The following is a 24,000-nucleotide window of genomic DNA, read 5'->3' as shown; positions in this document are numbered from 1 at the left end:
ACGGTGAGCGGCCCCAGGAACCAAAAGCCTGGAGCCGCTCACCTCTGCCCCCTTGACAACCGGACCTACATATCAGCGCTGGCGGAAGCCCGCCCCGTAAGACGTGCCGGCCATCAGGTCCGAGCCGTCAGCCCGCAGCCTGGAGCGCATGGTGCCGCTCTTCGGTTCCGTGTCGTAAAGCCCGCGCTTGGCGAGTTCCGGCACCACCAGTTCGGCGAAGTCATTCAGGGAGCCGGGGCTCACCAGCGGGTTGATCATGTAGCCGTCCAGCCCCGACGTTGCCGCGTGGTCCTGGATCTGCGATGCAACGTCTTCCGGCGTGCCGATGAACAGCAGGTCGGTTCCGCGTGTGACCTCGGAGAATTTGCGCCGCACATCCCCGGCAGTGAGCGGCTTGTCCTGCGGCGCCCCCTTAACCACATAGGACGTGAGACCGTTGGACGCCGTGGCCAGCGGCTCGTCGTCGGCGTATTTGCTGAGGTCGATCCCCGTATCGCCGGCATAGCTGACCAGCTGCGCCTCCAAGTGGTAGTTGCGCTGAAGCCCGTCATACTTCTCCTGCGCTTCGATCGCGGTGGGCGCAGTGATGATCCGGGCCAGCGCCATGGACCGCACCTCGCCGGCGGGACGGCCGCGCTCCAGCGCCCGGCGGTTGATGTCCGCAAGGCCTGCGGCGATCTCCTGCGGGTCCTTCTTGGGCAGCAGAATCACTTCGGCGTGCTTGGCCGCGAACTCGCGGCCCCGCGGCGACCACCCCGCCTGGAACAGGGCGGGGGTCCGCTGCGGCGACGGCGACGTCAGCGACGGTCCGTCCACGCGGAAATGCTCGCCGTCGTGGTTGATCGACTGAACGGAACCGGGACGGGCGTAGACCCTTTCACCCTTGCTTCCGACGACGGCGTCGCCCGCCCAGCTGCCTTCCAGCAGCTTGTAGAACACATCCATGAATTCATCCGCGCGGCCGTATCGGTCCGCGTGCTTGAGCATCTCGTCCATGCCGAAGTTCCGGGCGGCGCTGGAGAGGTACGACGTAACGATATTCCAGCCGATCCGGCCGTTGCTGAGGTGGTCCAGGGTGCCGAAGCGGCGCGCCAGGGAGAACGGGTGCTCGTACGTCGTCGATGCCGTAATCACGAACGACAGCCTCTCCGTAAGGGCAGCAAGGGCAGGCACATACATAAAGGGGTCGTTCGCAGGTGCTTCCACGGCCCAGCCCAGGGCGGCGTCGGCCGATCCGCCGTACACGTCATAGAGGCCCAGGACATCGGCAAAGAACAGTGCATCGAGGTTGGCCTGTTCGGCTGTGATGGCCACATCCCGCCAGCGGTCCAGTGAGTTGAGCTCCAGACGGTTATCAAGCGGGTGCGTCCAGAGGCTCGGGGCGCCGCCGCAACCGACGCTGGCCTGTTCGTAGAGGGCAAAAAGCAGCGGGGAGGTGGGGGTGCTCAAGACGGATCACTTCGCTTTCGTGGACGGAACAATTTCAAGCTATGTGCAGTATAGACAAATAAATATGCTTGTGTTGCCCGTCGCCTTCTGTCAGGATGATGCAAACACCACGCGAGCTGGCTCCGGACGATCCATGGAAGAGGCATCCAGACATGAATATTGGAATGAGAAGTGTGCGCAAACTCCGCGTCCACTGGCCCATTGCCGCAGTCTCGTTGAGGCAGCTGGTGGAGGGCGATCTGGAGGTCCTGCAAGCGGACCCGGGCCTTGCGTCACTTTTTGACACACTGGAGTCATGCCCCGAACTGGGGGACTTTGGAAACTACCGGCATGTGTTCGAATCGAGTCTCGGCTTCGAGGGGTTCACAGCATCGGCGGCAGCCAACCCCACGTTCGGACGCGCGGGCGAGAGGACCCTGTCGCCCACTTTTGTCCTGACCACTTACCTGGACGCTGACCTGTCCGAGGAGGCAGTCGGCCGGCTCCTGGAACGCATGATCGAAGTGCACCCATGGGAGGTGCCGGTCATCGAGCTCTCCGATCCGGTCCGGGTCTCCACCGCAGCGGCGATTCGCCCGGCACTGGGCCGGGCGTCATGACAGTCCACACCGCCGGCACCCAGGCCGCCGGCCTCTGGAGGGGCTTTCAGTCACTGCTGGCCGGCCGGTCGTTCACGGACCTGACACACGCGTTCCACCCCGGCCAGCCACACTTCCCCGCTTTTCCGGACGAAGGCAGGACGGCCCTGTTCGACCTCGAAAAGGGCGACGGCTTCACGGCGCACGTCTACTCCATCGTCGGCCAGTGGGGCACCCACGTGGACCCGCCGTCGCACTTTATCCGGGGCGGGCGAAGCCTGGACAGCATCCCGGTGGAAGAGATGGTGCTGCCCCTGGTGGTGCTGGACATCAGCACGCGGGCCGCGGGCGACGCCGACGCGACGCCCACCCTCGATGACGTCAGCGAATGGGAGGAGCGGAACGGCCGGATGCCGGCGGGCGCGTTCGTGGCGCTCCGGACCGGCTGGAGCAACCGCTGGCCGGACCCCGGGGCGATGGCGAACCGGGATGCCGACGGCGTCAGCCACACCCCGGGCTGGTCCCGGGAAGTGCTGTCCTTCCTGGTCACCGAGCGGAACATCACGGCGATCGGCCACGAGCAGACGGATACGGACCCGGGCAGGGCGACGTCGCACCAGGACTTCAGCCTGGAAACCTACATCCTTGCCCAGGACTGCTGGCAGATAGAGCTGCTCGCCAATCTGGACGGCCTGCCGGAATCGGGGGCGGTGCTCGTGGCCACCTGGCCGAAGCCTCAAGGCGGCAGCGGATTCCCCGCCCGGGTCTTTGCGATCCACTAGGGACACCAAACCGCGGGTTGCCAGCAACTAAGATCGGAGCCATGTCGAAAATCTCCAGCATGGGCCGCGGAATGCAAGTTGTCTTCGCCGTCGGCTCCCGTCACGGCGGAGGAGCGCGGGGCGCGACCGTCGGGGACATCGCCGCAGATCTCGGCAAGGACCGCAGCCAGGTTTCCCGCGGGCTCAAGGCCGCCCAGCAGGAGAACTTCCTGCTCCGTGGCGGGCACCGGGAGTATTCGCTGGACTGGAGCCTCTACACGGATGCCCAGCTACTCACTGAGCAACGGCTCCGGACCGAAGGCATGACGGCATTGGAGGGGCTCGTCGAGGACACCGGGGAAGGCTGCTTCCTCGGTGTCCTCAACGGGGACAGCACCGTAACGATCGGTGAGCACGTCCCGCCGAACAGCAGGATGGTGGGCTCGTGGATCGGCCGGCCCTACCCCGCTTACTGCAGCGACGCCGGCCAGGCGCTGCTGTGGGACGCCAGCGACGCCGAGGTCCGGGCCGTGTTCAGCCAGACCGACTTTGTCCGCCATGGCCCCAACACTCCCGCCGATATTGAAGACTTCCTGGGCCGCCTGGCCGGGGCGCGGGAGCGCGGCTATTCCGTTGTGGATGAAGAGGCGGAGCCCAATCTGTACTCGGTGGCCGTTCCCGTCCGCGACTTCCGCGGCGAGGCCATCGCTGCTTTGCAGGTGGTCGGATCAAAGGCGCGGCTGGAACCGAAGCGCAAAGAGATTGCCGCCGCGGCCCTGAAGTGGGGCGGGTGGCTTGAAGCGGCCCTGGGCCGGCCTAGCTGACGCCCCCGCCGTCTGAGCCCACCACTGAGAGGCGCTGTGCTGCCGAGTGCAGCGCCCCGGCAATTTCCTCGGCCCGGGCGTCAAGAGCGGCACTGCTGCCCAGGACGGCAAGGGCAGCGGTCACACGCCCAGCCGGATCCCGGACGGGAACGGCCAGCTCATCGACGCCGTGCTCAAACTCCTCGGCCGCCCTGATGAAACCCCGCGGGCGGTCCTGTTCCATCAATTCGCACACTTCCGGCACGGAGTGAGCTGCCCGTGGGCCGCCCACGCCGATAAAGTCCACACCCTGAAGAAGCTCCTCAACCTCGGTGGCCTTGTGGTCCCAGAGGAGGGCCCGGCCTGAACCTGTGCACCAGACGGGGGTGACCATGCCGGGTTTCACAAAGCTTCCCAGCGCGCCGTCATTGCTGGACGTCCTGAGCAGGATCACCCGCACGCCGTCACGGACGGACAGCCGGGCCCGGAGGCCGAACTCAGCCACGAAAAGCTCCAGTTCACTCTTGGCCTGGCCGATCCAGCCAACATTGAGGCTGGCTCCAAGCCGGAAGAAGGCCGGCCCGGCACGGAACGGCCCGCGTTCCACCCGTTCCAGAATGGCCAGTTCGCAGAGCTCCTGGGTAAGCCGGGACACGCGGCCCTGGTCCATCGCCAGCTCTGCGGCGAGCTGCGAAACGCCCAGCAGTCCCCTGCCCCGCTTCTCGCGGTCGACGACGAGCCGGAGAATGCGAAGGCCCTGGCCCAGCGATGACGCTTCCGACAATTCCAAGCTGAACCGCTCCCTCTGGTGGACTTCAACGCCCATTCTCACACAGCGCAGGCGGCGGTGACCGGCGGTTTTCGTCGTGCCGGCGGGCCTTTCGACGAACATGCCGGAGGCCCGACGGCCGAACAGTAGTTCGGCCGCCGGGCCGGCGGGGTAGCCGCAGAACTGCCGCAGCAGGCTACGTAGCGAGCTGCCGCCGTCGTCCGTACTTGACGTAGAAGAAGGCGTAGCAGGCGCCCACGAAAGGAACGCCGAAGTAAAGGGCAGCGACCTGGTTCGGGTCGAAGGCGATGCCGATCAGCGAGATAAGGCACAGCGTGAAGGCAAGGATCGGAACCACGGGGAACAGCGGGGCCCTGTAGGCGAGATCGTGGATGTTTCCGCCGTTCCGCACGAAGGCCCGTCGGTGGAAGAAGTGCGACGCCGTGATGGACATCCAGACCCCCACAACGGCGAACCCGGCAACAGACACCAGCGCGAGGTACACCGATTCCGGAGCCACCACGCTGCTGATCAGGGAGGCCAGCCCGCCGACCATGCTGACGCAGAGCGCGATGAGGGGAATCCCGTTTTTGGTCAGCTTCCGGAAAGCCTTCGGTGCGTGCCCTTCCTCGGACAGGGAAAAGAGCATCCGGGCGCAGGAGAACAGGCCGCTGTTTCCGGCGGAGAGCAGCGCGGTGATAATGACGAAGTTCATGATGTCCGCCGCATAGGGGATGCCGATGGAGGAAAAGACCGTCACGAAGGGGCTCTCGTCCAGGCCCACCTGGTCAAAGGGGATGGTGGCAGCGATGACACCGATGGCGCCCACGAAGAAGATCAGCAGGCGGAACACGGTGGTCCGCATGGCCTTGGGAATGCTGGTCTCGGGGTTGGCGGTTTCGCCGGCTGCGACGCCGATGAGTTCCGAACCGGAGAACGCGTAGAACACCGCAAGGGCTGTCACCAGGACGCCGGAGAAGCCGTTCGGGAACAGTCCGCCTGACGTGTTGAAGTTTTCGAGCAGGAACGGGTGGGAACCTCCGGCCAGCGGGTGGAACCCCACCAGCGCGGCCCCGCCAAAGGCAATCAGGACAACGATGGCGCCCACCTTGATGATGGAAAACCAGAACTCGGATTCGCCGAAGAAGCGCGATGAGACGGCGTTCAGGGCAAACAGGATGGACGCGAAGACGATGCACCACACCCACACCTCAATGCCCGGGAACCAGCGCTGCATGAGCAGTCCGGCCGCGGTGAACTCCGACCCCAGGGCCACGGCCCAGCAGAGCCAGTACAGCCAGGCCGTGGTGAAGCCGGTGGCGGGACCGATGGACCTGGCTGCGTAGATGTGGAACGCGCCCGAGACCGGATAAGCGATGGCCAGCTCGCCGAGGCAGGCCATGACCAGGTAGACGACGAAGGCGCCCACGAGATAGGCGAGGACCGCGCCAAGCGGGCCGGCCTGGGAAATCGTGTAGCCCGAACTGAGGAAGAGGCCGGACCCGATGACGCCGCCCATGGCGATCATCACCAGATGCCGCGGCCCCATGGACCGGCGGAGCCCCGGCGCCGGTCCGCGCCCCGATTCAGCGGGTCCCGATTCAAGTGATGAAGAAGCCTGCGGATCCAAGCGGGTTGTGGAAGAGAGTTCCATGAATTGCTCCCGGGAAAGTAGTCGGGGTGCGAACGGGATTGATGCACCGGAAAGCCTCGGAGGGGTTGGGGACCAGTCCGGTACACCCAACCGCTGTGATGAAAGTAACACCAAAACGCGGTTTTGATCTTTAAAAACATCCCTAGATGCATATATTGCACGAATATTAAGGAGTCGCAGTACACACGGCGTCATCCTTGGTCACTTTGCGCAGTCCTTTGGGCGGAATCACATGGCGGGACGGACACGGACCGGCCTGAGCATGGAACCACCAAGCAATTCCGAGAGAAGGACACGGCATGACCACCTACGACCTTGCACTTATTGGCTTCGGCGGAGTGAACCGCAGCCTGGCTGAACTGATCGCCGCCCGCGGCGAAGCCCTCCGCACCGAGCTGGGCTTCGGCCTGCGTGTAGTTGCCATCACCGACCTGCGCCTCGGTTCCCTGATGGACGCCGACGGTATTGATCTGTCCATGGCTCTGGGGCTGGGCGGAGACGGCGGCGGCGAGACCTTTGCCCGGCACGGCGGTTCCGCGGCACCGGATAACGAGGCGGTGATCCGCAACTGCACAGCGGACATCATCTGTGAGGCCACTTTCACCAATCCCGACGACGGCGAGCCCGCGGTTTCGCACGTCCGCTGGGCCCTGGAATCGGGCAAAAGCGTTTGCACCACGAACAAGGGGCCGGTGGCCCTGCGGGGCCGGGAACTGGCGGCCCTGGCGGAACAGCAGGGAGTCCGCTTCGAGTTTGAGGGTGCCGTCATGAGCGGCACGCCGGTGATCCGGCTTGCCAGGCAGATGTTCAACGGGCTGAAGCTCAACGGCTTCGAAGGGATCATGAACGGCACCAGCAACTACGTCCTGGGGCGCATGGAAGCCGGCCTGGACCTTGGCGAGGCGGTCCGGGAGGCCCAGGAGCTGGGCTATGCCGAGGCGAATCCTGCCGCGGACCTCGAGGGCTTTGACGTGCAACTGAAGGTGCTGATCCTCGCCAATGAGCTCCTCGGCGGGAACCTGCAGCTGAAGGACATCCGGCGCGAGGGCATCTCCGCAGTAACGCCGGAGGATATCCGGGCGGCCGCTTCAGCCGGCCGGCGCTGGAAGCTGATCGGATCCGCCAGGCGGACTCCCGACGGCGGCATCGCGGCGGGCGTTGCACCGCGCGCCGTCGACTTGGAGCACAGCCTTGCCGGCATCTCGGGTGCCACGAACGCTGTTTCGTTCGAAACTGACCTGTTGGGCCCCGTGACGGTTTCCGGCCCCGGCGCCGGACGGATCGAGACGGCCTACGCGCTGCTCTCCGACATCATTGCCATCCACCAGGCATCGGAAATCAGCGGCGCCGCCGGCTCCCCTGCCGCGGCCGGTTCCCTTGAGGCTGCCACGGAAGACGGAGGGCTGGCGCGTGTCTGAGGCCACCGTTCTGCAGGACGTCCAGGTTCCCCCGCTCCACGAGGTGACCAGTCCCTACGATGGCAGGATTGTCGGAGCGGTCTCCACCGCCGACGTCAACGCCGTTGTAGCGCTGATGGCAACGGCACGCTCCGGCGCCGTAACCGCAAAGTCCCTGCCCCGCCATGCACGCGCCGCCATCCTGTCCACGGCCGCGGCGGACATTGAACGCAGAACCGAGGACTTCGCCCGGACCATCGTGGCGGAGGCGGGGAAGACCATCCGCCAGGCGCGCAAGGAAGTGCACCGGGCCATCAACACGCTCCGGCTGTCCGCGGAGGAAGCCACCCGCGGCGCCGGCGAAGTCATCCCGTTCGACTCCTATGCCGGATCAGAGGACCGGACCGGCTGGTTCACGCGGGAGCCGCTCGGGGTCATTGCGGCCATCACGCCCTTCAACGATCCTCTTAACCTGGTGGCCCACAAGGTGGGCCCGGCGATCGCCGGCGGCAACGCCGTCGTACTCAAGCCATCGGCCCTCACGCCGCTGTCCGCCCAGCTGCTGGCTGACGCACTCTATGACGCCGGCCTGCCGCCGGAGGTGCTCACGGTGGTCCACGGCGGGAGGGATGTTGCGGCGGCCATCATCGGGACCCGGGACGTCCGGATGGTTTCCTTCACCGGCGGGTTCGCGACCGGTGAGGCAATCGCCCGCACGGCAGGGCTGAAAAAGCTCGCCATGGACCTCGGCGGCAACGCGCCGGTGATCGTCCTGGACGATGCGGACGTGGACAAGGCCGTGGACTCATGTGTATCCGGCGCGTTCTGGGCCGCGGGCCAGAACTGTGTGGGGGTACAGCGGATTCTGGTCCACCGCTCCGTCTACGGCGAATTCCGCCGGAAGTTCGTGGCAGCCACGAGAGCACTGGTCACCGGTGACCCCGCCGAGGAACGGACTGACGTTGGCCCCATGATTAGCCCCGGAGCGGTCAGGGAGGTCCAGCTGAAGGTCGGCGGCGCCATCGACGCGGGCGCAACGGTCCTGGCCGGCAACCGGGCTGAGGGAAATGTCTTGCTGCCGACCGTCCTGGAGTCCGTTCCGGAGGACTGCCGCCTCTGGCAGGAGGAAGTGTTCGGACCGGTGGTCATGCTCAAGATGTTCAGCACCTACGACGAAGCGATCGGGCTGGCGAACTCCATCGATTTCAGCCTCCATGCGGGCATCTTTACCGGCTCCCTTGCGGCGGCCATGCGTGCGGCCCGGGATCTGGACGCAGGCGGCGTGATGATCAACGACTCCTCGGACTACCGGTTCGACGGCATGCCGTTCGGCGGGTCCAAGTACGGCAGCATGGGCCGGGAAGGCGTCCGGTTCGCCTATGAGGAGATGACCCAGGCCAAGGTGGTCTGCATCAGGAACTAGCGGGGCGGCAGGCCCTGGAGCCCGTCAGCGGCGTGCCCGTCGTCGAGCCCGTCGGCGCCGTTCCCGTCGGCTCCCCGCCGTCGGATGACGTTGGACAGGGTCAGCGCGGTCACGGTGTCGCCCACGCCGGGGAGGGCCGCGATCTGCTCCCAGATCTCCTGGACCCTGTCCAGCGAGCGCGCCTCCAGCCTCACCAGCAGGTCAAAGTCGCCGCTCAGGACATCACAGAGGACCACTTCGGGAATGGTCCGCAATGCGGCCAGGACGTCTGCGCCGCGCATGCGGTCCTTGCGGTAAATCATGAGGAAAGCGGAAACCATGCTCTGGCCCACGCTGCCCGCCACAATCGTGTAGCCCTGGATGTAGCCCTGCCGCTCCAGGCGGTCCACACGCTGCCGGACGGCGTTCCGGGACAGGAGCACCCTGCTGGCCAGCTCGGCATGGGACACCCGGGCGTTCTTTGTGAGTTCCGCAAGGATCTTCTGGTCGATGTGATCCAAACCCGCTCCGTCCATCCCTACCCTCCGCCGCAATCATCGGTGCGCCACTGCCCCTGGGACTGTGTGCGCTCCGAAACCGTAGCCAGAAAGGCTCCGCAGAAATGATACGTCTACACCTGGACAATCAGGCACCCGCTGCTGTCAGCTGCATTCTGTTCGACATGGACGGGACGCTCCTGGACTCCGCACCGGGGGTGATGGACAGCGCTGCCCGGGCGCTCAAAGCCGTAAATGCGCCTGTCCCTCCGCACCGGGACCTGCTCAAGTATGTCGGACCGCCGATGTACGAGTCGTTTCGGCACAGCGCGGGCCTGGATGCAGCAAAGGCCCGGGAAGCGCTCCGGCACTACCGCGCGGCCTACGCCGAAACGGGGGCGGAACAATCCAGCCTTTTCGACGGTGTTGGCGGCCTCCTGGACCAGTTGGCTTCGCTGCAGTGTCCGATGGCCGTGGCGACGTCCAAAGTGGAGGACCAGGCGGTCCGGCTGGCGGGCGCTTTTGGTATCGACCGTCACTTCGCCGATATCTGCGGTGCGTCCGACGCAGCCGGCAGGGCCTCCAAGGAGGACGTTATTGCCGAATCGCTCGGGCGGCTGAAGGCGCAGGGCGTGGACATTTCCAGCCCGGTCATGGTGGGCGACCGGAGCTACGACGTTGCCGGGGCGGCCGCGCATGGGGTCCCTGCGATCTTTGTCGCCTGGGGATACGGAGACCCGTCGGAAGCGCGCGGGGCCGCGGCTGTTGCCGGGACGCCCGAGGTCCTTGCGCTGCTGCTCCGTGCAGGCCGGTAAAGCAGCCGCCCGGTAACTGAAGCGGAGGACGACGGCGGGAAGTCCCGCCGTCGTCCTCCGGCTTTAGCTCTTAGTCACCACGGTGTTCACGTGGATCCGGATCACCGTCCGCTGACGATGGAGACCGTGCTTGGGTTTTCGATGGCGCCCATTACCCTGTCGGTCACTTCATCGATGCCGCCGATGCCGTCGACCTGGGTCAGGATGCCCCGCTCGGCATACTTGGCCACAACGGCCTCGGTCTGCCCGTGGTACAGGTCCAGCCGGTGGCGGATGACGGCTTCGTTGTCGTCGCTGCGGCCCGTCTCCTTGGCGCGGCCCAGGAGACGGTGGACCAGTTCGTCGTCATCGGCCGTCAGCTGCAGGACGACGTCCAGTTCCTGCCCGCCCCTGGCCAGGACCCCGTCCAGATAATCAACCTGCGCCGTGGTGCGGGGGTATCCGTCCAGCAGGAAACCGTTCTCGACGTCGTCCTGGCAGAGACGGCTGCGCACCATCTCGTTCGTGACGCTGTCCGGAACGAAGTCACCGGCGTCCATGTACTTCATGGCCTCGATGCCAAGCGGCGTCCCGCCTTTCACATTGGCGCGGAAGATATCGCCGGTGGAGATCGCAACAACGCCGAGGCGCTCCGAGATGCGCTCCGCCTGCGTGCCCTTGCCGGAACCGGGCGGGCCAATAATCAACATTCTCGTCATTCAAATAACCCTTCGTAGTGCCGTTGCTTCATGTCAGTTGCGACCAGGATGCATCGGTGCGTGACAGCAGAGTACGACGGCGGGAGGTCCCGCCGCCGTCCACTGGCTTTTTATGCAGCAAACGGTAGTTATGGTGCAGTAGGCGGTCACGCGGTGGCAGTCCGGTGAGCCAGGGCTGGTGCCCGGGCCTAGAAGAAGCCGAGCTTGTTCTCGGAGTGGCTGACCAGGAGGTTTTTGGTCTGCTGGTAGTGGTCCAGCATCATGGCGTGGTTCTCGCGGCCGATGCCGGAGGACTTGTACCCGCCGAACGCGGCGCCGGCCGGGTAGGCGTGGTAGTTGTTGACCCAGACGCGGCCGGCCTGGATTTCGCGGCCGGCACGGTAGGCGACGTTGCCGTTGCGCGACCAGACGCCGGCACCGAGGCCGTAGAGGGTGTCGTTGGCGATGCTGACGGCATCGTTGTAGTCCGTGAAGCGTGCAACGGAGACCACGGGGCCGAAGATCTCCTCCTGGAAGATCCGCATCTTGTTCTGGCCTTCGAAGATGGTGGGCTGGACGTAGTAGCCGCCGGCCAGGTCCCCGTCGAGCTCCGTCGGTGCACCGCCGGCCAGGATTTTGGCGCCCTCTTCGAGCCCGATGTCGATGTAGGAGAGGATCTTCTCCATCTGGCCCACGGATGCCTGGGCGCCGATCTGGGTGTTGGTGTCCAGCGGGTTGCCCTGGATGATCTTCTGCGTCCGGGCCACGGCGTCAGCCATGAAGGAATCGTAGATACCGTCCTGGACGAGGGCGCGGGACGGGCTGCTGCAGACCTCGCCCTGGTTGAAGGCATAAAGGGTGAAGCCCTCCAGCGCCTTGTCGTAGAACGCGTCGTTGGACGCGGCAACGTCGTTGAAGAAGATGTTCGGGCTCTTGCCGCCCAGTTCCAGCGTGACCGGGATCAGATTCTGGCTGGCGTACTGGCTGATCAGGCGCCCGGTGGACGTCTCGCCGGTGAAGGCGATCTTGCGGATCCGCGGGCTGGAGGCCAGCGGCTTTCCCACTTCGGCACCAAAGCCGTTCACGATATTCAGCAGGCCCGGCGGCAGCAGGTCAGCGATGAGTTCGGCCAGGACCAGGATGGAGGCCGGCGTGTTGGAGGCAGGTTTGAGCACCACCGCGTTGCCGGCGGCCAGGGCAGGAGCCATCTTCCAGACAGCCATCAGGATGGGGAAGTTCCACGGGATGATCTGGCCCACCACGCCAAGGGGTTCGTGGAAGTGGTAGGCCGTGGTGTCGTCGTCGAGCTGGGAGAGCCGGCCTTCCTGGGCGCGGATGGCGCTTGCGAAGTAGCGGAAGTGGTCCGCCGCGAGCGGAATGTCCGCATTCAAGGTTTCGCGGATGGGCTTGCCGTTGTCCCACGATTCGGCGACCGCCAGCATCTCCAGGTTCGCGTCGATCCGGTCCGCGATCCTGTTCAGCACGGCGGCGCGCTCCGTGGCCGATGCCTTGCCCCAAGCCGGTGCGGCCTTGTGTGCGGCATCGAGTGCGAGCTCAACGTCCGCAGCGGCGCCGCGGGCCACCTCGGTGAATTGCTTTCCGTTCACCGGGGAGACGTTCTCGATGTATTGGCCGGTCGTTGGAGCCACCCATTCTCCGCCGATCCAGTTCTCATAGCGGTCCTTGAACTGGACCTTGGATCCTTCTTGGCCGGGCTGTACATAAACAGTCATGGTCACTCCTCTGGAAAACAGACGTCTTCGTCCTGGCCCCCATGCTAGGTGTTCAAAGGTTGCGACCAGGCTGCATCGGCCGCTTGAGGCCCGCTTCCTACCGCGGGCTCCTCGGGCGGCCGGGGCTTGTAGACCCAGGCCACGAGCACCACGGAGATGATCATCAGCAGGAACCAGGAGATCAGCTTGTCGGGCGAGACCAGGTGCCATCCGTCCACCTGATTGGGGTAGAGCCAGGCCCCGGACCAGGTGGCGATATTCTCCGCGATCCAGATGAACAGCGCCACGAGCAGGAAGGCCAGGACCAGCGGCATCCGGAACTTCCTGCGGAACACGCGGAAGTGCATCACGCACTGCCCGTAGATGATCACGACGGCGGCCAGCAGGACCCAGCGGGCGTCCACGATGTAATGGTGGGTGAAGAAGTTCACGTAGACGGCCACGGCCACGACCGCCGTCACCCACCGCCTCGGATAGCGGGCAAAGCGCAGGTCAAAGAGGCGGTAGACGCGAACCATGTAGGAACCGACGGCCGCGTACATAAAGCCGCTGAAGAGCGGTACGGCCCCGATGCGCAGGACACCCTCGGCTTCATAGGCCCAGGACCCCACGTCGGTCTTGAACAGCTCCATGACCGTTCCCACCAGATGGAAGAGGACAATCACCCTCAGCTCACGGAGGGTTTCGAGCCGTGTGGCTACCATCAGGATTTGGATCACGACGGCGGCGAGCGTCAGGAAGTCGTTCCTGGCCAGTCCGGCATCGCCGGGATACCAGAGGCGCGCCGCAAGGAGCACGGCCAGGAGCGCGGCACCAAAGATGCATGCCCAGCCCTGTTTGAGGCCAAAGACAACAAACTCGGTGAGCCTGGAACGGGCGCCGCCGGCAGGAGCCTTGTCCAGAAACCGGTGTGCGCGCTCATCGATCAAAAGTTCTACGGACGTGAAGCTGCGCATTGGTACCCTGTTCCCCCGCCACGAGTGGCAATGTTGATTTTCCTGCCCGGACATCCGGTCCGTTTCCTGCCTGCGTGCTTGGCCTTAGGCCGTGCCGAGCCGGGCGAGGCAGTAATTCTTGGGCCAGTGCCGGGCCCGTTGCGGCAGCCGCGGATACACCACGGCGGACAACCGCATGGTGCGGTCGAACCAGCGGCAATGGCGTTCACTCCACGGCAGCCCGAATCCCTGCCGGAGCTGGTCCGGCAGGAGTCCCACGGTGATGAAGCGGGCCAGCGGCATGACCAGGCGCTGCCAAAGCTGCGGGTCGGGCGGATACAGCAGGTCGCGGGCCACGCGGACGCTGACCTCGTCTGCCTGCAGCCTTTGCAGGCAGCCGTTCCAGTAGGTGGCGAAGGCCGCGCGGTCGGCGGGCCACAACTCTGCCGGAAGCTGCAGGGCCGTACCGATTCGCGCGTAGTCCCGGTACATGAGGTCCGCTGCTTCGTCGTCCAATGCCCCGTAGATTCTCTCGTAGACCATGACGGCGGTGTCATAGAGGGTTGCCACCACCCACAGCTGGGACTGGGCATCGAAGGCGCTGTAGCCTGCGGAGCCCGCATCGGGTTTGCGGCGGACGGGACCATGGGCGCGGTTCACGCTACGGCGCACCGCTGCCACCTGCCCCTCGGTGCCGTACACGACGGCATACACGTAGGTCAGGGTGCCGCGAAGCCGCTCCAGCGGACGATCTGTGAAATTGCTGTGCTCTGCCACGCCGTGGCCCACCGCCGGGTCCGCGATCTGCAGCAAAATTGCGCGTCCTGCCCCCGCGAGCAGAACGCCTTCTGCTCCCATGTCGGCAAGTCCACGCACCATGCCCACACCCTACCCGAGTGGCCGGGACGGCGCCCCCGCAGAGGTCCCGCCAACGGCCGGACGACTTGGTGCTAGCCGGCCCGTATAGCCTTGGGAGAGGAGGGACGATGACCGTTCGAAGCGCAGGAATACTGTTGTACCGGTGGAACCCGGCAGCTCAGCTGGAGGTCTGGATAGCCCATATGGGCGGACCGTTCTGGGCCCGCAAGGACGCCCACGCATGGTCCATCCCCAAGGGCGTATACCCTGAGGACGAGGATCCGCTAACCGCCGCCCGGCGGGAGTTCACCGAGGAAATGGGCACGCCGGCGCCGCCCGCCGACTACATCCGGCTTGGCGAGTTCAGGCAGCCGTCAGGCAAGATCATCACGGCCTTCGCCGCGGAGTGGGACTTCCGGCCCGGACAGGTTGTGAGCAATACATTCCCGCTGGAATGGCCCAAGGGATCCGGCGTCATCCAGCACTTCCCCGAAATGGACGACGCCCGCTGGTTCGAAGAACCCGAAGCGCGGACCAAGCTGGTGAAAGGCCAGCTAACCATCCTTGACGCCCTCAGCCAGCACCTCAGGGACAACCTTTCCTGAACGCACAGCCGGTGACAGGAGCTATGGCGCCGCCGGAAGCGCGTAGTACAGGTAGGCGTCCTCTTCGCCGGTGCGCACGAAACCGGCGCGTTCGTACAAAGCACGTGCTGGATTGCCGCGGTGGACCCCGAGGGTGAGCGAGGTGCTGCCGCCCGTCCTGGCGTCAGTGATGAACGTGTCCAGCAGCAGCCGCCCGATCCCCTGCCGGCGAAGATCGGGCAGGACGTGAAGGGTGACCAGAACCGCAGCCTCCTCCGGGAGCGGCATCCACAGCATGATGCCCGCCGGGACGCCGTCCACGTCCGCCACCCGGGCGCGCGGGAGGTTGGCGGTCCAGAGCTCCAGGTTCCGGTCAATCGCCTGCATCCAGCCGTCGAGCTGTCCGCCCTCGCTGTCCCGCATGTACTGCAGCTCGGACCTGTACAGCATGGGAAGGTCGGTGGGCTCGGCGGGCCGGATGGTCCGGACCGGCCTCTTCCCTGGCTCGGATGGGTTCATCGGGAAAGTCTCGCACGCCGCAGCGGACGACGGCGGTACGTCCCGCCGTCGTGCTTGTCCCATTGTTACCGCCGCATTTTGTCAACGCGGATTCGCCACCTTATTCTTCTTGTTAGCTAAGCCTTACCTAACTAGATGAATCCGGGAGACTCACGTGCATGATGCACCGCGACGCCACCTGCAAGGGGTCTCCGCCGATGCCCGCTGAGACGTTCCGCGACGAGTGGGGAATTCCGCACCTGCGGGCCGACAGCGCGGATGAACTGGCGTTCCTGCAGGGCTTCAACGCGGCCACGGACCGTTCCTGGCAGATCGAAATGGAACGGTGGCGCTCGGAAGGCCGGACAGCCGAGATGCTGGGAACCGACGGGCTCGAATGGGACCGCTTTGCGCGGCGGTCGCGGCTCGACGACACCGCGCGCCGCTGTTTCGCAAACCTGGATGCTGCCACCCGGGGCTGGTGCTCGGCCTATGTCGACGGCATAAACCACGCCCTCGCCGCCGGACTCCGGGACGGCCCCGAGTTCCGGGACACGGACACCGAGCCTGCTCCCTGGGAACCGTGGACGCCGCTGGGTGTTTTCCTGGTCCACCACATTCTCTTCGGCACCTTTCCCAACAAGCTCTGGCGTGCGCACGTGGCCCAGACCCTCGGCGCCGGGGCGGTGGAGCTGTTCAGCATTGAAGCTCCGGTGTGGGCCGGCAGCAACGCCTGGGCGGCGGCGGGCAGCCTGACGCAGTCCGGTTCCCCGCTCATTGCCGGGGACCCGCACCGGCTGATGGAACTCCCGGGCGTGTACCAGCAGGTGCGGCTGGCATGCCCGGAGTTCGACGTCGTCGGCCTGGCCTTTCCCGGCGTTCCCGGGATCCCCCACTTCGGCCACAGCGGGACGGCGGCCTGGGCCGTCACCAACGCCATGGCGGACTACCAGGACCTCTACAGCGAGCAGTTGCGGCGCGAGGGAGACATGGTGCTGGCCCTCGGACCCGACGGCGCGCGCCCGGTCCTGGTGCAGCACGAGGAAACGATCCTGGTCCGCGGTTCCGCCGCGGAGACGGTTGAAGTCATCGAAACGGAACGCGGCCCGGTGATCTCCGGAGGGGTCGACGGCGGCGCGCTCAGCCTCCGCACGCCGGCCCGCGTTGCGGGATCGCTGGGCTTTGAGGCGCTGCTGCCGCTCCTGCGGAGCCGTTCCGCGGACGATGTGGAAACAGCGCTGGAAACCTGGGTGGAACCCGTCAACTGCGTGCTCGTGGCTGACTCCCAGGGCGGCGTGCGCCAGCTGGTCGCCGGGAAGGTCCCGGCCCGGAGCCGGGAGAACCGGGTCCGTCCGGTCCCGGCATGGTCCACCGAACATCAATGGACCAGCCGCTGGGAGGATCTGCCCCGGTCTCCGGTGCCCGGGCTGGCCGTCAATGCCAACGACCGCGATTCCGGAGGCGGGGACCGGCTCGGACTGGAGTTTGCACCGGCGCACCGTGCCCGGCGGATCCGGCAGTTGCTGGAGGAGGGCGGCACGGGGCTGGACGCCGCCTACATGGAGCGCGTCCACATGGACAGGTTGCTCGGTTCGTGGCCCATCTTCCGTGCACTGCTGCAGGGGCTCACATCCCGGCCCGCAACCGACCCGGCGTCCGCAACCGCAGCCGACCCGGCGTCCGCAACCGTCCCGCTGTCCGCAACCGCGCGGGCGCTCCGCGCACGGCTGCTGGAATGGGACGGCCAGATGGGGGCGGACAGCGGCGATGCCGCTGTCTTTGCGGCCTGGCGCTCGGCCTTGGTCACCGCGTTGGCGGCCGCGCCGGCGTTGCACCGGCTGACTGCCGCCAACAACTTCGCTCCCCTGTTCGCTCCCTGGCTGAATCCGGTGGCGCGCGTGGGATTCGCTTTGGAGACACTCCTCGCGAAGGGCCCGGCGTACGGCATCGACGTCACCGGGGCAGCCAGCCGCGCGCTGGAAGAAACAGCCGCCGCAGCTCCGTCAGGAACCTGGGGCGGCAGCCATACCGTGCTGCCGCTGCACGCCCTGGCCGACCACGGCACGGCCGGGGCCGCGTCAGTGCCCACCGTCCCGCTCACCCGGCTGTCCGGCGACACCGCGTGCGTGCTTTCCACCGAAAGCCTTCCCGGACTCACCGACAGGTCTTTCCGGGGGCCTGTGGCCCGCTACGTCTGGGACCTGGAAAACCGCGCCAACAGCCGCTGGGTGGTGCCGTTTGGCGCCTCGGGCCTCCCCGAAAACCCGCATTTCGCCAGCCAGCTGCCCCTGTGGGCGGCCGGCGACCTCATTCCCGTCATCACTGACTGGGAGCAGCTCACCAAGGAGAACCATGACCCGTGCTGACACAGACTTGCCGCTCCCTGCCAGGGAGTCCGTCTACGAGGAGGACCTGCCCGCGCTGGGCCGGCTCCGGCTTATCCGGGTCATCCCGGAGGCTGACGCTGACCTGATCCACAGCTGGGTGCGGGAGGAACGGGCCCGGTTCTGGGGCATGCGTGACCTGAGCCGTGACGAAGTCCGGGACATCTACGGGTTCCTGGATGGGCTGGACACGCACCACGCGTACCTGATGTCCGTGGCGGACAGTCCGGTGGGAATCTTCCAGAGCTATGAGCCGCTCGAGGATCCCGTGGCCGAAGCCTACGAGGCCCGCCCTGAGGACACCGGCATGCACCTCCTGCTGGCCCCTGCCACCCTCCCGGTACGGAACTTCACGCCCGTCCTCGTCGCCGGACTGGTCCGTTTCCTGCTGACGGATCCCGCCAAGGACCGGGTCGTGGCGGAACCGGATGCCCGGAACGACAAGGCCATCCGGCGGTTCGAGGGCTGCGGCTTCGAGCCGGGACCCAAGGTGCAGCTCGCGAAAAAGGAAGCTCGGCTGGTGTTCCTGACCAGGGCAAAGTTCGAATCACAGGAGTCCTAGCGGGCTTCCGGAAAGCCGCAATCATCCCAGAGGAAAGGTGTCATCCGTGCAGGGCTAACTGCGTTCCATTCAGGTGGCTGTTTCTGAGGGATCCCCGTAAAACCGTCCGAAACGGTGAAGGTACAGGTACATGCCGAGGACGGTGACTACGCCCAAGAGTGGCCCTGCCCAGATGGCAACCGGAGTGCCGTGGATGAGTATCGCGGCGGCTCCGAACATGCCTCCCGCGACGCCTACTCCGGGGCTGGCAGTGGCGAGCTTGCCCTGGACGTTTCGGCCTACCTGACGGTATCGAAGGCCGTGCAGGACGCCGAAGAGGATGAAGGCGGCCCCCATAATCAACGGCCACGGCCATTCGGCCATTGCTACAGCGCTGAGGGTCAGCCCGTACATAGCGGCCAATGCCAACCAATAGTTTCGTACAGTGGTGGTGGTGACTTTCGTGTTCATCAGCATCCTCGGTTGAGCGGGTGCATTACCGCGCGACCATTACTGGGCGCGGAAGCGGGGTCTAGGCTACGAACCCCACCAAGGTGATGCAAGTCAAATGGGCACAGTCCCATATCGAGGACTGGCGTGAAGCTGACGACGGCTATCTCAAGTCGTCTGCAGGCTCTCCGTAATGCAGCCTGAGCGATGAAGCACGACAGGCCGCTACGCTTAGTGGGTGGAAATTCGAGCTGTCCTGTTCGATCTGGACAACACCCTGTTCGATCATCCGACATCTGCCGGCGCCGGAGTGGACGCATTCCTTCGACATCTCGGGACGGAGCATTCCGACGAACTGACACGTTCGTGGTTTGAGATCGAGCAAATCAACTTTGACCGGTTCCTCGCCAAGGAACTTTCATTCCACGAGCAGCGCCGTGAACGCCTCCGTCAGTACCTCCCTCTAGCCGGGCTTACCGTTCCCCAAGCAGACACCCAACTCGACGAACTATTCGCCGTCTACCTCCAGAAATACGAGGAAGCGTGGACAGCGTTTCCGGACGCGGCACCCGCACTGCAGAGCCTACGGGCCGGCGGTATGCCGGTGGGCGTCGTCACCAACGGGAACCACGACCAGCAAGCCTCTAAAATCAGCAGGATAGGCCTCAAACCGCTGCTGGACCGGATCTTCAGCTCGGAACTAACAAGCCACGCCAAACCGGCGCCAGAGGCTTTCACGCAGCCCTGCAGAAGCATGCAAATATCCCCGGCCCAGACCCTGTATGTCGGGGACAACTACCGGGTTGATATCGAAGGAGCCCGGAACGCGGGACTACAAGCCATCCATCTCGACCGGGAGGGCACCAGGCGTCCGGGGACAATCCAAAACCTCGCGGAATTGTCTCCCCTTCTTCTCGGCGCCCCGGCGTTGAACGAGCGTGACTAAAGATATTGGTCACTTACGTTCGGGCGGGCTCGAGCAGCCTTGCCGGGTCCACGGCGAGGAGAACCGCCGCGAGCCGCGCGTTGAGCTCGAAAACATCGCGGCTGCTCGCCACCCCGGACAGCACGTCCATGACCAGCCCGTCCTCCTGGGCGACGATGATGCGGGCAATGTCCGCCGGCTCCAGGACGGGATGAAATTCACCGGCGGCAATTCCTTCGGCAATGATGCCCTCGTAGCTTGACTGCTGCGCCCTGGTGAACTCCTCCTGGATGCGCCGCAGTTCCGCGTTCCGGAGGGAGTGGGACCAGTACTCGTAGAGAATCCGTGAGGCGTCGTCCTCCAGGCCGCCCGAGATGCCGGCCTGCAGCGCGGCCGCGAGCCTGGCAGTCGGGACCGGGAAATGGAAGTGGTCATGTCCCGGGCGAATGCCTTCGTCAACCAGGTCTTCGTGGTGAACGTCAACGGCGCGGACCCTTCAGGGGTCGGCGAAAGCGTCATCGTGGATCCGGAGGGCACCATCATGCAGCAGGCCCGGGGCGGGGAGGAGATCCTCTACGGCGTCCTGGACCTGGACCGGGTGACGCAGGCCCGGCGCTACGGGACGTTCGGAATCAACAAACCCGGGTCCCAGCTCAAGGACCAGCGCGGCATCCTCGCCTACCCCATGTTCGGTGGAGCGAGCTTCCAGCCGCCTGAATGGAGCTAAAGCACCGCCGGCAACGGCGGGCGGACGACGGCGGGACCTCCCCCGCCGTCGTCCGCTTGCTTTGGGCGCGTTCCCCACAGAGTGCCCGGCGTAGCCGGATCTGGCGTCGGGCGCGTTGCAGAAAAGCTCCCACGTGCCCCGGGTTGCTGGCACACTAAGCCAATGAAAGACGCGCGCTCCCCCTCCCGACGCCCCGGCATCCGGGCCGCCATGTTTGTTGACTTCGACAACGTTTTCACGGGCCTGCAGGCCCTCGATCCGGCGGCGGCGAAGCGGTTCGCGGAAGACCCCAAGCACTGGGCGGACGCGTTGTCCGCCGCGGGCTCGGGCGAGAGCGCCCGGCGCTTCCTGATCCGGAACTGCTACCTGAATCCGGTGGTGTACTCGAAGTACCGGACGTACTGGACGCGTGCGGGTTTTCGCGTGATCGACTGCCCGTCGCTGACGCAACGCGGAAAGAGCAGCACCGATATCAACCTTGTGCTGGACGCGATGGACACACTCTCCGGGAGCGGCGGCATCGACGAGTTCTTCATCGCGTCGGCCGACGCCGACTTCACATCATTGATCCAGCGATTCCGGGCCGCCGACAAGATGACCACGGTGATCGCCGCCGGCGCCGTAGCCTTCGCATACCGCGAGATGGCGGACAACGTGGTGGAGTCCCACGACTTTGTGGCCATCCTGAACGGCACCACGGTGGAGCCGATCCACGCGGTGGCATCCGTCCAGCCGCAGCGGGCGGAGGGGGCGCCGAAGGCGAAGCCCAGGGCAAAGACTGCTTCCGCCGCGGTCAAGGAGGTTTGCGACTTCGTCCGGACTGCGCCGGGCCCGGTCGTCGGGGCAATGGTGGCCCACCGGGCACTCACAGCCGATCCCTCCCTGAAAACTGACTGGGGCGGCTACGGGAAGTTCGGAACCTGGGTGGCCCAGATCGGCCAGGGTGTTGAATACACGGCTACGCGCGGCGGCTGGGTCTGGGACGCGCAGAGGTTCTCCAGCGACGATCTGCCCACCGAAGCAGACGTCGAATCCGGCATTGAAGAACGGGTTGCCAGGGTCACCGATGTGCCCGCACTCTCCGCAGCCCAGTTCCGGCAGATGTTCCTGGCCATGGCGGCGAGGCTTCGTGAGCCGCCGGCCAACCGCAACGAGTTGGCAAGGCTCGTCCGGGACGACTGTGTCACAGCCGGCCAGCCCGTGTCCCGCGGTGCCGTGAACTTCGTCATTCAAGGCCTGGGCTACGTCAATTATCAGCTCAATGAGAATGCGACGGCGGAAGGGCTGGCGGCGGCCTGGACCGAGGACGTGGAGGAACTCTGCCGCGTGGCGCTGATGGAGTTCGACGACGCCGAGAAGGCGGCCCTGCGGCGCTGGGCCAGCGGCGGCTATCTGGAGGCCTAGCTAGTTTCCCTGGAGCAGACGTCAGTGAGGGGACGACGGCGGGGAGGAACCGCCGTCGCCTGTCTCGGCCTGCTTCGGTGTGGGGCCTCACGGACCGCGCGGTCAGGCCCTGCTTCGACGCGTCACGGCGCCGAAGATGCCCAGCACAATCACGGCGCCCAGAATAGCCAGCAGCCAGGTCCTGAGATCGAAGAACTCAGCGAGGCCGCCGCCGAAGACCAGCGAGCCGATCCATCCGCCAAGGATGGCGCCGACCACACCCAGAACCATCGTGACTACCCAGCCGCCGCCCTGTCTGCCGGGAAGTATGGCCTTTGCGATAGCTCCCGCGATCAAGCCGAGCAGGAGAAAACCGAGTATTCCCATGACGAGCTTCCTTCCGAATGAGAGAACCGCTTAGCTGCGGCAGGAGCAGGAAGTCCTGCTGGGCGGGTCATGCCCGTTGCCTGCTGCCCTCCGCGGTCCAGGTTGCCGGCACCTGCCGGTGAGTGGATTCTAGGGACTCTCCCCGGGCCCGTCTCGAGTGGCTGCCACCCGAATTTGCAGCCACCTACGTGCATCGCCGTCACGGACTACGCACCTCGGGGAACTAACGGGGCAGCTTACCGTGCCTGAGGCCAAAATACCCTAGCCGGTATGCCTGCCGAATCATAGCCTTGGCTTCTGGCAAGGGAGGCCGATGATGCCCGTTCGTGGAATCGAAACCGGCGGTGCGCTCAGGGCGGGCACGAAAGGTGGACGGTGGATCGCGTGCGCCGCGGCCGCCCTGCTGGCTCTGGCGGGATGTTCATCCGGGGGCGGGACGCCGGGCGCAAGTCCGTCGGACGGGTCGCCTACCGCGACAGCTACGACGCCGCCCGCGTCCTCATCAAGCGGGCCTGGAACAACCGGGGTGCCGGAGGCGGTCTTTACGGACCAGGAACTCGTGGCGATCATCAACGGCGTAGCGCAGAACCGGAAGCTGCAGTTTCCCACGGCGCAGGACTCCGCCCGCCAGCGAAGCGGAGCCTCCAGCGGCTCCTTCCCCCAGGTCAGCACCGAGACAACACCCAGCGAGTGCATCGCATTCGTCCCCCAAAACCCGTTCGTCAGGTGGGCCGACAAGAGCGTGAACTTCGCAGAGGGCGCCATGCCGATGGGCGCGCAGTCGGGACCGGCCACCACCATCATGATCACACTGCGAAGCGCGGAAAAGGATGCCATCGCCAAAGCAGATTTCGGCTACACGGACGATCTGGCGGCCCGCTGCAGCCAGTTTGACCTGGCGTCAACGGAGTCCGGCCGGATCTCAACGTACGCTGTCCGGTTACTGGCGGCTCCCCCGGTCGCCGAGAAACAGCACGGCTTGATGCAGACCACGAAGCCGAAGGGGCCAGGGGATTACGGCTCAGTCGGACTGAGGGTGCTTGCAGGAACCATGTCCATCACCCTGAGTCTCGCTGTTGCCGAGGTCAACTCCGAGGCCGACGCGAAACCGGCCCTCGACTCCATGGCTGGCCTGGCCAAGGAACTCATCGACCAGGCGGTGACAAAGCCGCCGACGGTTGCCCCGCCGCCGCCCAACTCCCGCACGGCTGACGATCTGGTGGCACTATTCAAGGGCGTCACCGGACCGGACGGCAGTCCCGTGGCACTGCCCGGCGCTTCGGTCATCGGCCCGGTGCCCGGCACCTCCGCGGGCCCTTCGTCGCAGGGGCCGGTGCCGCCATGCACCTACAACGACGAAGCATATTACGGCTCCCTCCTGGGCGCGGTCCTCGGCCAGGGGCAGACCCAAGGTGCCAGCAAAATGGACTACACGGAGTTCAGCGTGATCAGCATGCCGACGACGGCGGCGCCGCCTTATCCGTTCGACACCCGGGCCGGCGCACTCCGTGACTGCACGACGATCCAGGAGGACATTCTTGGCGGCAGCTCGCGCGAGTGGTCGGCCTTCTCGCAGCTGAACACAACCCTTGCCGCCGACTCAAGCTACGCCGTCGCCTATCAGTTGTCGGACGGGACGGGCGAATGGCACGTCCGTGCCGGCGCACGCAAGGGGACGTTGTCGGTGGAGGCCAATACCAGGACGTCCTCACAGGACGAAGCCCAGGCCACCGCCGACCGGCTGGCGGCATTCTTCGGCAGCGTGTTCTCCCATGCCGGGCTGTAGAGCCAGC

At 65.8% G+C, this 24,000-nt stretch carries 25 protein-coding genes; 13 read left to right on the top strand and 12 right to left on the bottom strand.

Features of this window, described 5'->3' with window-relative positions; genetic code table 11:
* Positions 1-72 precede the first annotated feature (72 nt).
* The gene (locus CXQ91_RS14095; protein WP_104174525.1) at positions 73-1,449 is read right to left on the bottom strand and encodes an NtaA/DmoA family FMN-dependent monooxygenase; all 1,377 of its coding nucleotides are present in this window, start codon (positions 1,447-1,449) and stop codon (positions 73-75) included.
* A 164-nt stretch (positions 1,450-1,613) separates the two neighbouring features.
* Between CXQ91_RS14095 and CXQ91_RS14090 the strand changes: the two genes are divergently transcribed.
* From CXQ91_RS14090 to CXQ91_RS14080, 3 genes are read left to right on the top strand one after another with little or no spacing between them, the layout of a single operon-like run.
* Positions 1,614-2,048: a hypothetical protein gene (locus CXQ91_RS14090; protein ID WP_308471408.1), complete on the top strand. Its 435-nt coding sequence runs from the start codon at positions 1,614-1,616 to the stop codon at positions 2,046-2,048.
* Entirely contained in the window at positions 2,045-2,809 is a 765-nt protein-coding gene (locus CXQ91_RS14085; RefSeq protein WP_104174523.1) for a cyclase family protein, read from the top strand. The genes CXQ91_RS14090 and CXQ91_RS14085 overlap by 4 nt, the downstream gene beginning before the upstream one ends.
* 41 nt (positions 2,810-2,850) lie before the next feature.
* Positions 2,851-3,612: an IclR family transcriptional regulator gene (locus CXQ91_RS14080; RefSeq protein WP_104174522.1), complete on the top strand. Its 762-nt coding sequence runs from the start codon at positions 2,851-2,853 to the stop codon at positions 3,610-3,612.
* Here CXQ91_RS14080 and CXQ91_RS14075 read toward each other — a convergent pair.
* Both CXQ91_RS14075 and CXQ91_RS14070 read right to left on the bottom strand, forming a co-directional pair.
* A complete protein-coding gene (locus CXQ91_RS14075) occupies positions 3,605-4,417 on the bottom strand; it encodes an IclR family transcriptional regulator C-terminal domain-containing protein (protein ID WP_104174521.1) in 813 nt (270 codons plus the stop codon). The genes CXQ91_RS14080 and CXQ91_RS14075 overlap by 8 nt on opposite strands.
* A gap of 139 nt (positions 4,418-4,556) precedes the next feature.
* Complete coding sequence (locus CXQ91_RS14070; protein ID WP_104174520.1) at positions 4,557-6,014, bottom strand: amino acid permease; 1,458 nt, start codon at positions 6,012-6,014, stop codon at positions 4,557-4,559.
* Positions 6,015-6,313: 299 nt separating this feature from the next.
* On the opposite strand from CXQ91_RS14070, the gene CXQ91_RS14065 reads away from it, so the two are divergent.
* Together CXQ91_RS14065 and CXQ91_RS14060 are read left to right on the top strand one after the other, a co-directional pair.
* Positions 6,314-7,432 carry a homoserine dehydrogenase gene (locus tag CXQ91_RS14065; protein ID WP_219816529.1) on the top strand — a complete coding sequence of 373 codons (1,119 nt, stop codon included), beginning with the start codon at positions 6,314-6,316 and terminating at the stop codon, positions 7,430-7,432.
* Positions 7,425-8,834 (top strand): aldehyde dehydrogenase family protein, encoded by a 1,410-nt coding sequence (locus tag CXQ91_RS14060; RefSeq protein ID WP_104174519.1) that lies wholly within the window; start codon positions 7,425-7,427, stop codon positions 8,832-8,834. Before CXQ91_RS14065 ends, CXQ91_RS14060 begins: the two co-directional genes overlap by 8 nt.
* Here CXQ91_RS14060 and CXQ91_RS14055 read toward each other — a convergent pair.
* Positions 8,831-9,334 (bottom strand): Lrp/AsnC family transcriptional regulator, encoded by a 504-nt coding sequence (locus CXQ91_RS14055; protein ID WP_258073984.1) that lies wholly within the window; start codon positions 9,332-9,334, stop codon positions 8,831-8,833. The genes CXQ91_RS14060 and CXQ91_RS14055 overlap by 4 nt on opposite strands.
* Before the next feature lie 101 nt (positions 9,335-9,435).
* Here CXQ91_RS14055 and CXQ91_RS14050 point away from each other — a divergent pair, with 101 nt between their 5' ends.
* Positions 9,436-10,125 carry an HAD hydrolase-like protein gene (locus CXQ91_RS14050; protein WP_104174518.1) on the top strand — a complete coding sequence of 230 codons (690 nt, stop codon included), beginning with the start codon at positions 9,436-9,438 and terminating at the stop codon, positions 10,123-10,125.
* Between the two features lie 101 nt (positions 10,126-10,226).
* On the opposite strand, the gene CXQ91_RS14045 is transcribed toward CXQ91_RS14050, so the two are convergent.
* The 4 genes from CXQ91_RS14045 to CXQ91_RS14030 all read right to left on the bottom strand — a co-directional run bounded on the left by CXQ91_RS14045 (position 10,227) and on the right by CXQ91_RS14030 (position 14,349).
* Entirely contained in the window at positions 10,227-10,814 is a 588-nt protein-coding gene (locus CXQ91_RS14045; RefSeq protein WP_181038891.1) for an adenylate kinase, read from the bottom strand.
* A gap of 197 nt (positions 10,815-11,011) precedes the next feature.
* Positions 11,012-12,535, bottom strand: a complete 1,524-nt coding sequence (locus CXQ91_RS14040) for an aldehyde dehydrogenase family protein (RefSeq protein ID WP_104174516.1) — start codon at positions 12,533-12,535, stop codon at positions 11,012-11,014.
* 44 nt (positions 12,536-12,579) lie between these two features.
* Positions 12,580-13,491: a DUF817 domain-containing protein gene (locus tag CXQ91_RS14035; protein WP_104174515.1), complete on the bottom strand. Its 912-nt coding sequence runs from the start codon at positions 13,489-13,491 to the stop codon at positions 12,580-12,582.
* Positions 13,492-13,575: 84 nt separating this feature from the next.
* Positions 13,576-14,349, bottom strand: coding sequence for an oxygenase MpaB family protein (locus CXQ91_RS14030; RefSeq protein WP_104174514.1), 774 nt, complete (start codon positions 14,347-14,349; stop codon positions 13,576-13,578).
* A gap of 107 nt (positions 14,350-14,456) precedes the next feature.
* On the opposite strand from CXQ91_RS14030, the gene CXQ91_RS14025 reads away from it, so the two are divergent.
* Entirely contained in the window at positions 14,457-14,933 is a 477-nt protein-coding gene (locus CXQ91_RS14025; protein WP_104174513.1) for an NUDIX domain-containing protein, read from the top strand.
* Positions 14,934-14,954: 21 nt separating this feature from the next.
* Here the strand turns inward: CXQ91_RS14025 and CXQ91_RS14020 are convergent, their stop codons facing one another.
* The gene (locus tag CXQ91_RS14020; protein ID WP_181038883.1) at positions 14,955-15,431 is read right to left on the bottom strand and encodes an N-acetyltransferase; all 477 of its coding nucleotides are present in this window, start codon (positions 15,429-15,431) and stop codon (positions 14,955-14,957) included.
* 158 nt (positions 15,432-15,589) lie between these two features.
* Here CXQ91_RS14020 and CXQ91_RS14015 point away from each other — a divergent pair, with 158 nt between their 5' ends.
* On the top strand, positions 15,590-17,776 hold the full coding sequence (locus tag CXQ91_RS14015) for a penicillin acylase family protein (RefSeq protein WP_258073983.1): 2,187 nt from the start codon (positions 15,590-15,592) through the stop codon (positions 17,774-17,776).
* The gene (locus CXQ91_RS14010) at positions 17,763-18,356 is read left to right on the top strand and encodes a GNAT family N-acetyltransferase (RefSeq protein ID WP_104174511.1); all 594 of its coding nucleotides are present in this window, start codon (positions 17,763-17,765) and stop codon (positions 18,354-18,356) included. The genes CXQ91_RS14015 and CXQ91_RS14010 overlap by 14 nt, the downstream gene beginning before the upstream one ends.
* A 69-nt stretch (positions 18,357-18,425) precedes the next feature.
* On the opposite strand, the gene CXQ91_RS14005 is transcribed toward CXQ91_RS14010, so the two are convergent.
* On the bottom strand, positions 18,426-18,806 hold the full coding sequence (locus CXQ91_RS14005) for a hypothetical protein (RefSeq protein ID WP_104174510.1): 381 nt from the start codon (positions 18,804-18,806) through the stop codon (positions 18,426-18,428).
* A gap of 217 nt (positions 18,807-19,023) precedes the next feature.
* On the opposite strand from CXQ91_RS14005, the gene CXQ91_RS14000 reads away from it, so the two are divergent.
* Positions 19,024-19,731, top strand: coding sequence for an HAD family hydrolase (locus CXQ91_RS14000; protein WP_219816528.1), 708 nt, complete (start codon positions 19,024-19,026; stop codon positions 19,729-19,731).
* 13 nt (positions 19,732-19,744) lie between these two features.
* Here the strand turns inward: CXQ91_RS14000 and CXQ91_RS13995 are convergent, their stop codons facing one another.
* Positions 19,745-20,074 carry a TetR family transcriptional regulator C-terminal domain-containing protein gene (locus tag CXQ91_RS13995; protein WP_258073987.1) on the bottom strand — a complete coding sequence of 110 codons (330 nt, stop codon included), beginning with the start codon at positions 20,072-20,074 and terminating at the stop codon, positions 19,745-19,747.
* A 69-nt stretch (positions 20,075-20,143) separates the two neighbouring features.
* On the opposite strand from CXQ91_RS13995, the gene CXQ91_RS13990 reads away from it, so the two are divergent.
* Both CXQ91_RS13990 and CXQ91_RS13985 read left to right on the top strand, forming a co-directional pair.
* On the top strand, positions 20,144-20,437 hold the full coding sequence (locus CXQ91_RS13990; RefSeq protein ID WP_258073982.1) for a nitrilase-related carbon-nitrogen hydrolase: 294 nt from the start codon (positions 20,144-20,146) through the stop codon (positions 20,435-20,437).
* Between the two features lie 162 nt (positions 20,438-20,599).
* Positions 20,600-21,841: an NYN domain-containing protein gene (locus CXQ91_RS13985; RefSeq protein ID WP_104174508.1), complete on the top strand. Its 1,242-nt coding sequence runs from the start codon at positions 20,600-20,602 to the stop codon at positions 21,839-21,841.
* Between the two features lie 102 nt (positions 21,842-21,943).
* Here CXQ91_RS13985 and CXQ91_RS13980 read toward each other — a convergent pair whose 3' ends face one another.
* Complete coding sequence (locus CXQ91_RS13980) at positions 21,944-22,207, bottom strand: GlsB/YeaQ/YmgE family stress response membrane protein (protein WP_104174507.1); 264 nt, start codon at positions 22,205-22,207, stop codon at positions 21,944-21,946.
* A gap of 526 nt (positions 22,208-22,733) precedes the next feature.
* Between CXQ91_RS13980 and CXQ91_RS13975 the strand changes: the two genes are divergently transcribed.
* On the top strand, positions 22,734-23,993 hold the full coding sequence (locus tag CXQ91_RS13975; RefSeq protein ID WP_258073981.1) for a hypothetical protein: 1,260 nt from the start codon (positions 22,734-22,736) through the stop codon (positions 23,991-23,993).
* Positions 23,994-24,000: the final 7 nt, after the last annotated feature.

The sequence above is a fragment of the Arthrobacter sp. Y81 genome (assembly GCF_002929335.1).
Classification (GTDB): domain Bacteria; phylum Actinomycetota; class Actinomycetes; order Actinomycetales; family Micrococcaceae; genus Arthrobacter.
The sequence above is the reverse complement of the archived record's forward strand: the minus strand, read 5'-3'. Positions and strand labels throughout refer to the sequence as shown.

Excerpts from the sequence above, each read along its gene's own strand:
- CXQ91_RS13985 (WP_104174508.1), top strand. The coding sequence starts at position 20,600 with ATGAAAGACGCGCGCTCCCCCTCCCGACGCCCCGGCATCCGGGCCGCC.
- CXQ91_RS14040 (WP_104174516.1), bottom strand. The coding sequence starts at position 12,535 with ATGACTGTTTATGTACAGCCCGGCCAAGAAGGATCCAAGGTCCAGTTC.
- CXQ91_RS14085 (WP_104174523.1), top strand. The coding sequence starts at position 2,045 with ATGACAGTCCACACCGCCGGCACCCAGGCCGCCGGCCTCTGGAGGGGC.
- CXQ91_RS14070 (WP_104174520.1), bottom strand. The coding sequence starts at position 6,014 with ATGGAACTCTCTTCCACAACCCGCTTGGATCCGCAGGCTTCTTCATCA.
- CXQ91_RS14025 (WP_104174513.1), top strand. The coding sequence starts at position 14,457 with ATGACCGTTCGAAGCGCAGGAATACTGTTGTACCGGTGGAACCCGGCA.
- CXQ91_RS14020 (WP_181038883.1), bottom strand. The coding sequence starts at position 15,431 with ATGAACCCATCCGAGCCAGGGAAGAGGCCGGTCCGGACCATCCGGCCC.
- CXQ91_RS13980 (WP_104174507.1), bottom strand. The coding sequence starts at position 22,207 with ATGGGAATACTCGGTTTTCTCCTGCTCGGCTTGATCGCGGGAGCTATC.
- CXQ91_RS14030 (WP_104174514.1), bottom strand. The coding sequence starts at position 14,349 with ATGGTGCGTGGACTTGCCGACATGGGAGCAGAAGGCGTTCTGCTCGCG.
- CXQ91_RS13990 (WP_258073982.1), top strand. The coding sequence starts at position 20,144 with ATGTCCCGGGCGAATGCCTTCGTCAACCAGGTCTTCGTGGTGAACGTC.
- CXQ91_RS14010 (WP_104174511.1), top strand. The coding sequence starts at position 17,763 with ATGACCCGTGCTGACACAGACTTGCCGCTCCCTGCCAGGGAGTCCGTC.
- CXQ91_RS14090 (WP_308471408.1), top strand. The coding sequence starts at position 1,614 with ATGAGAAGTGTGCGCAAACTCCGCGTCCACTGGCCCATTGCCGCAGTC.
- CXQ91_RS14015 (WP_258073983.1), top strand. The coding sequence starts at position 15,590 with ATGATGCACCGCGACGCCACCTGCAAGGGGTCTCCGCCGATGCCCGCT.
- CXQ91_RS14050 (WP_104174518.1), top strand. The coding sequence starts at position 9,436 with ATGATACGTCTACACCTGGACAATCAGGCACCCGCTGCTGTCAGCTGC.
- CXQ91_RS14065 (WP_219816529.1), top strand. The coding sequence starts at position 6,314 with ATGACCACCTACGACCTTGCACTTATTGGCTTCGGCGGAGTGAACCGC.
- CXQ91_RS14045 (WP_181038891.1), bottom strand. The coding sequence starts at position 10,814 with ATGTTGATTATTGGCCCGCCCGGTTCCGGCAAGGGCACGCAGGCGGAG.
- CXQ91_RS14035 (WP_104174515.1), bottom strand. The coding sequence starts at position 13,491 with ATGCGCAGCTTCACGTCCGTAGAACTTTTGATCGATGAGCGCGCACAC.
- CXQ91_RS14075 (WP_104174521.1), bottom strand. The coding sequence starts at position 4,417 with ATGGGCGTTGAAGTCCACCAGAGGGAGCGGTTCAGCTTGGAATTGTCG.
- CXQ91_RS14005 (WP_104174510.1), bottom strand. The coding sequence starts at position 18,806 with ATGAACACGAAAGTCACCACCACCACTGTACGAAACTATTGGTTGGCA.
- CXQ91_RS14080 (WP_104174522.1), top strand. The coding sequence starts at position 2,851 with ATGTCGAAAATCTCCAGCATGGGCCGCGGAATGCAAGTTGTCTTCGCC.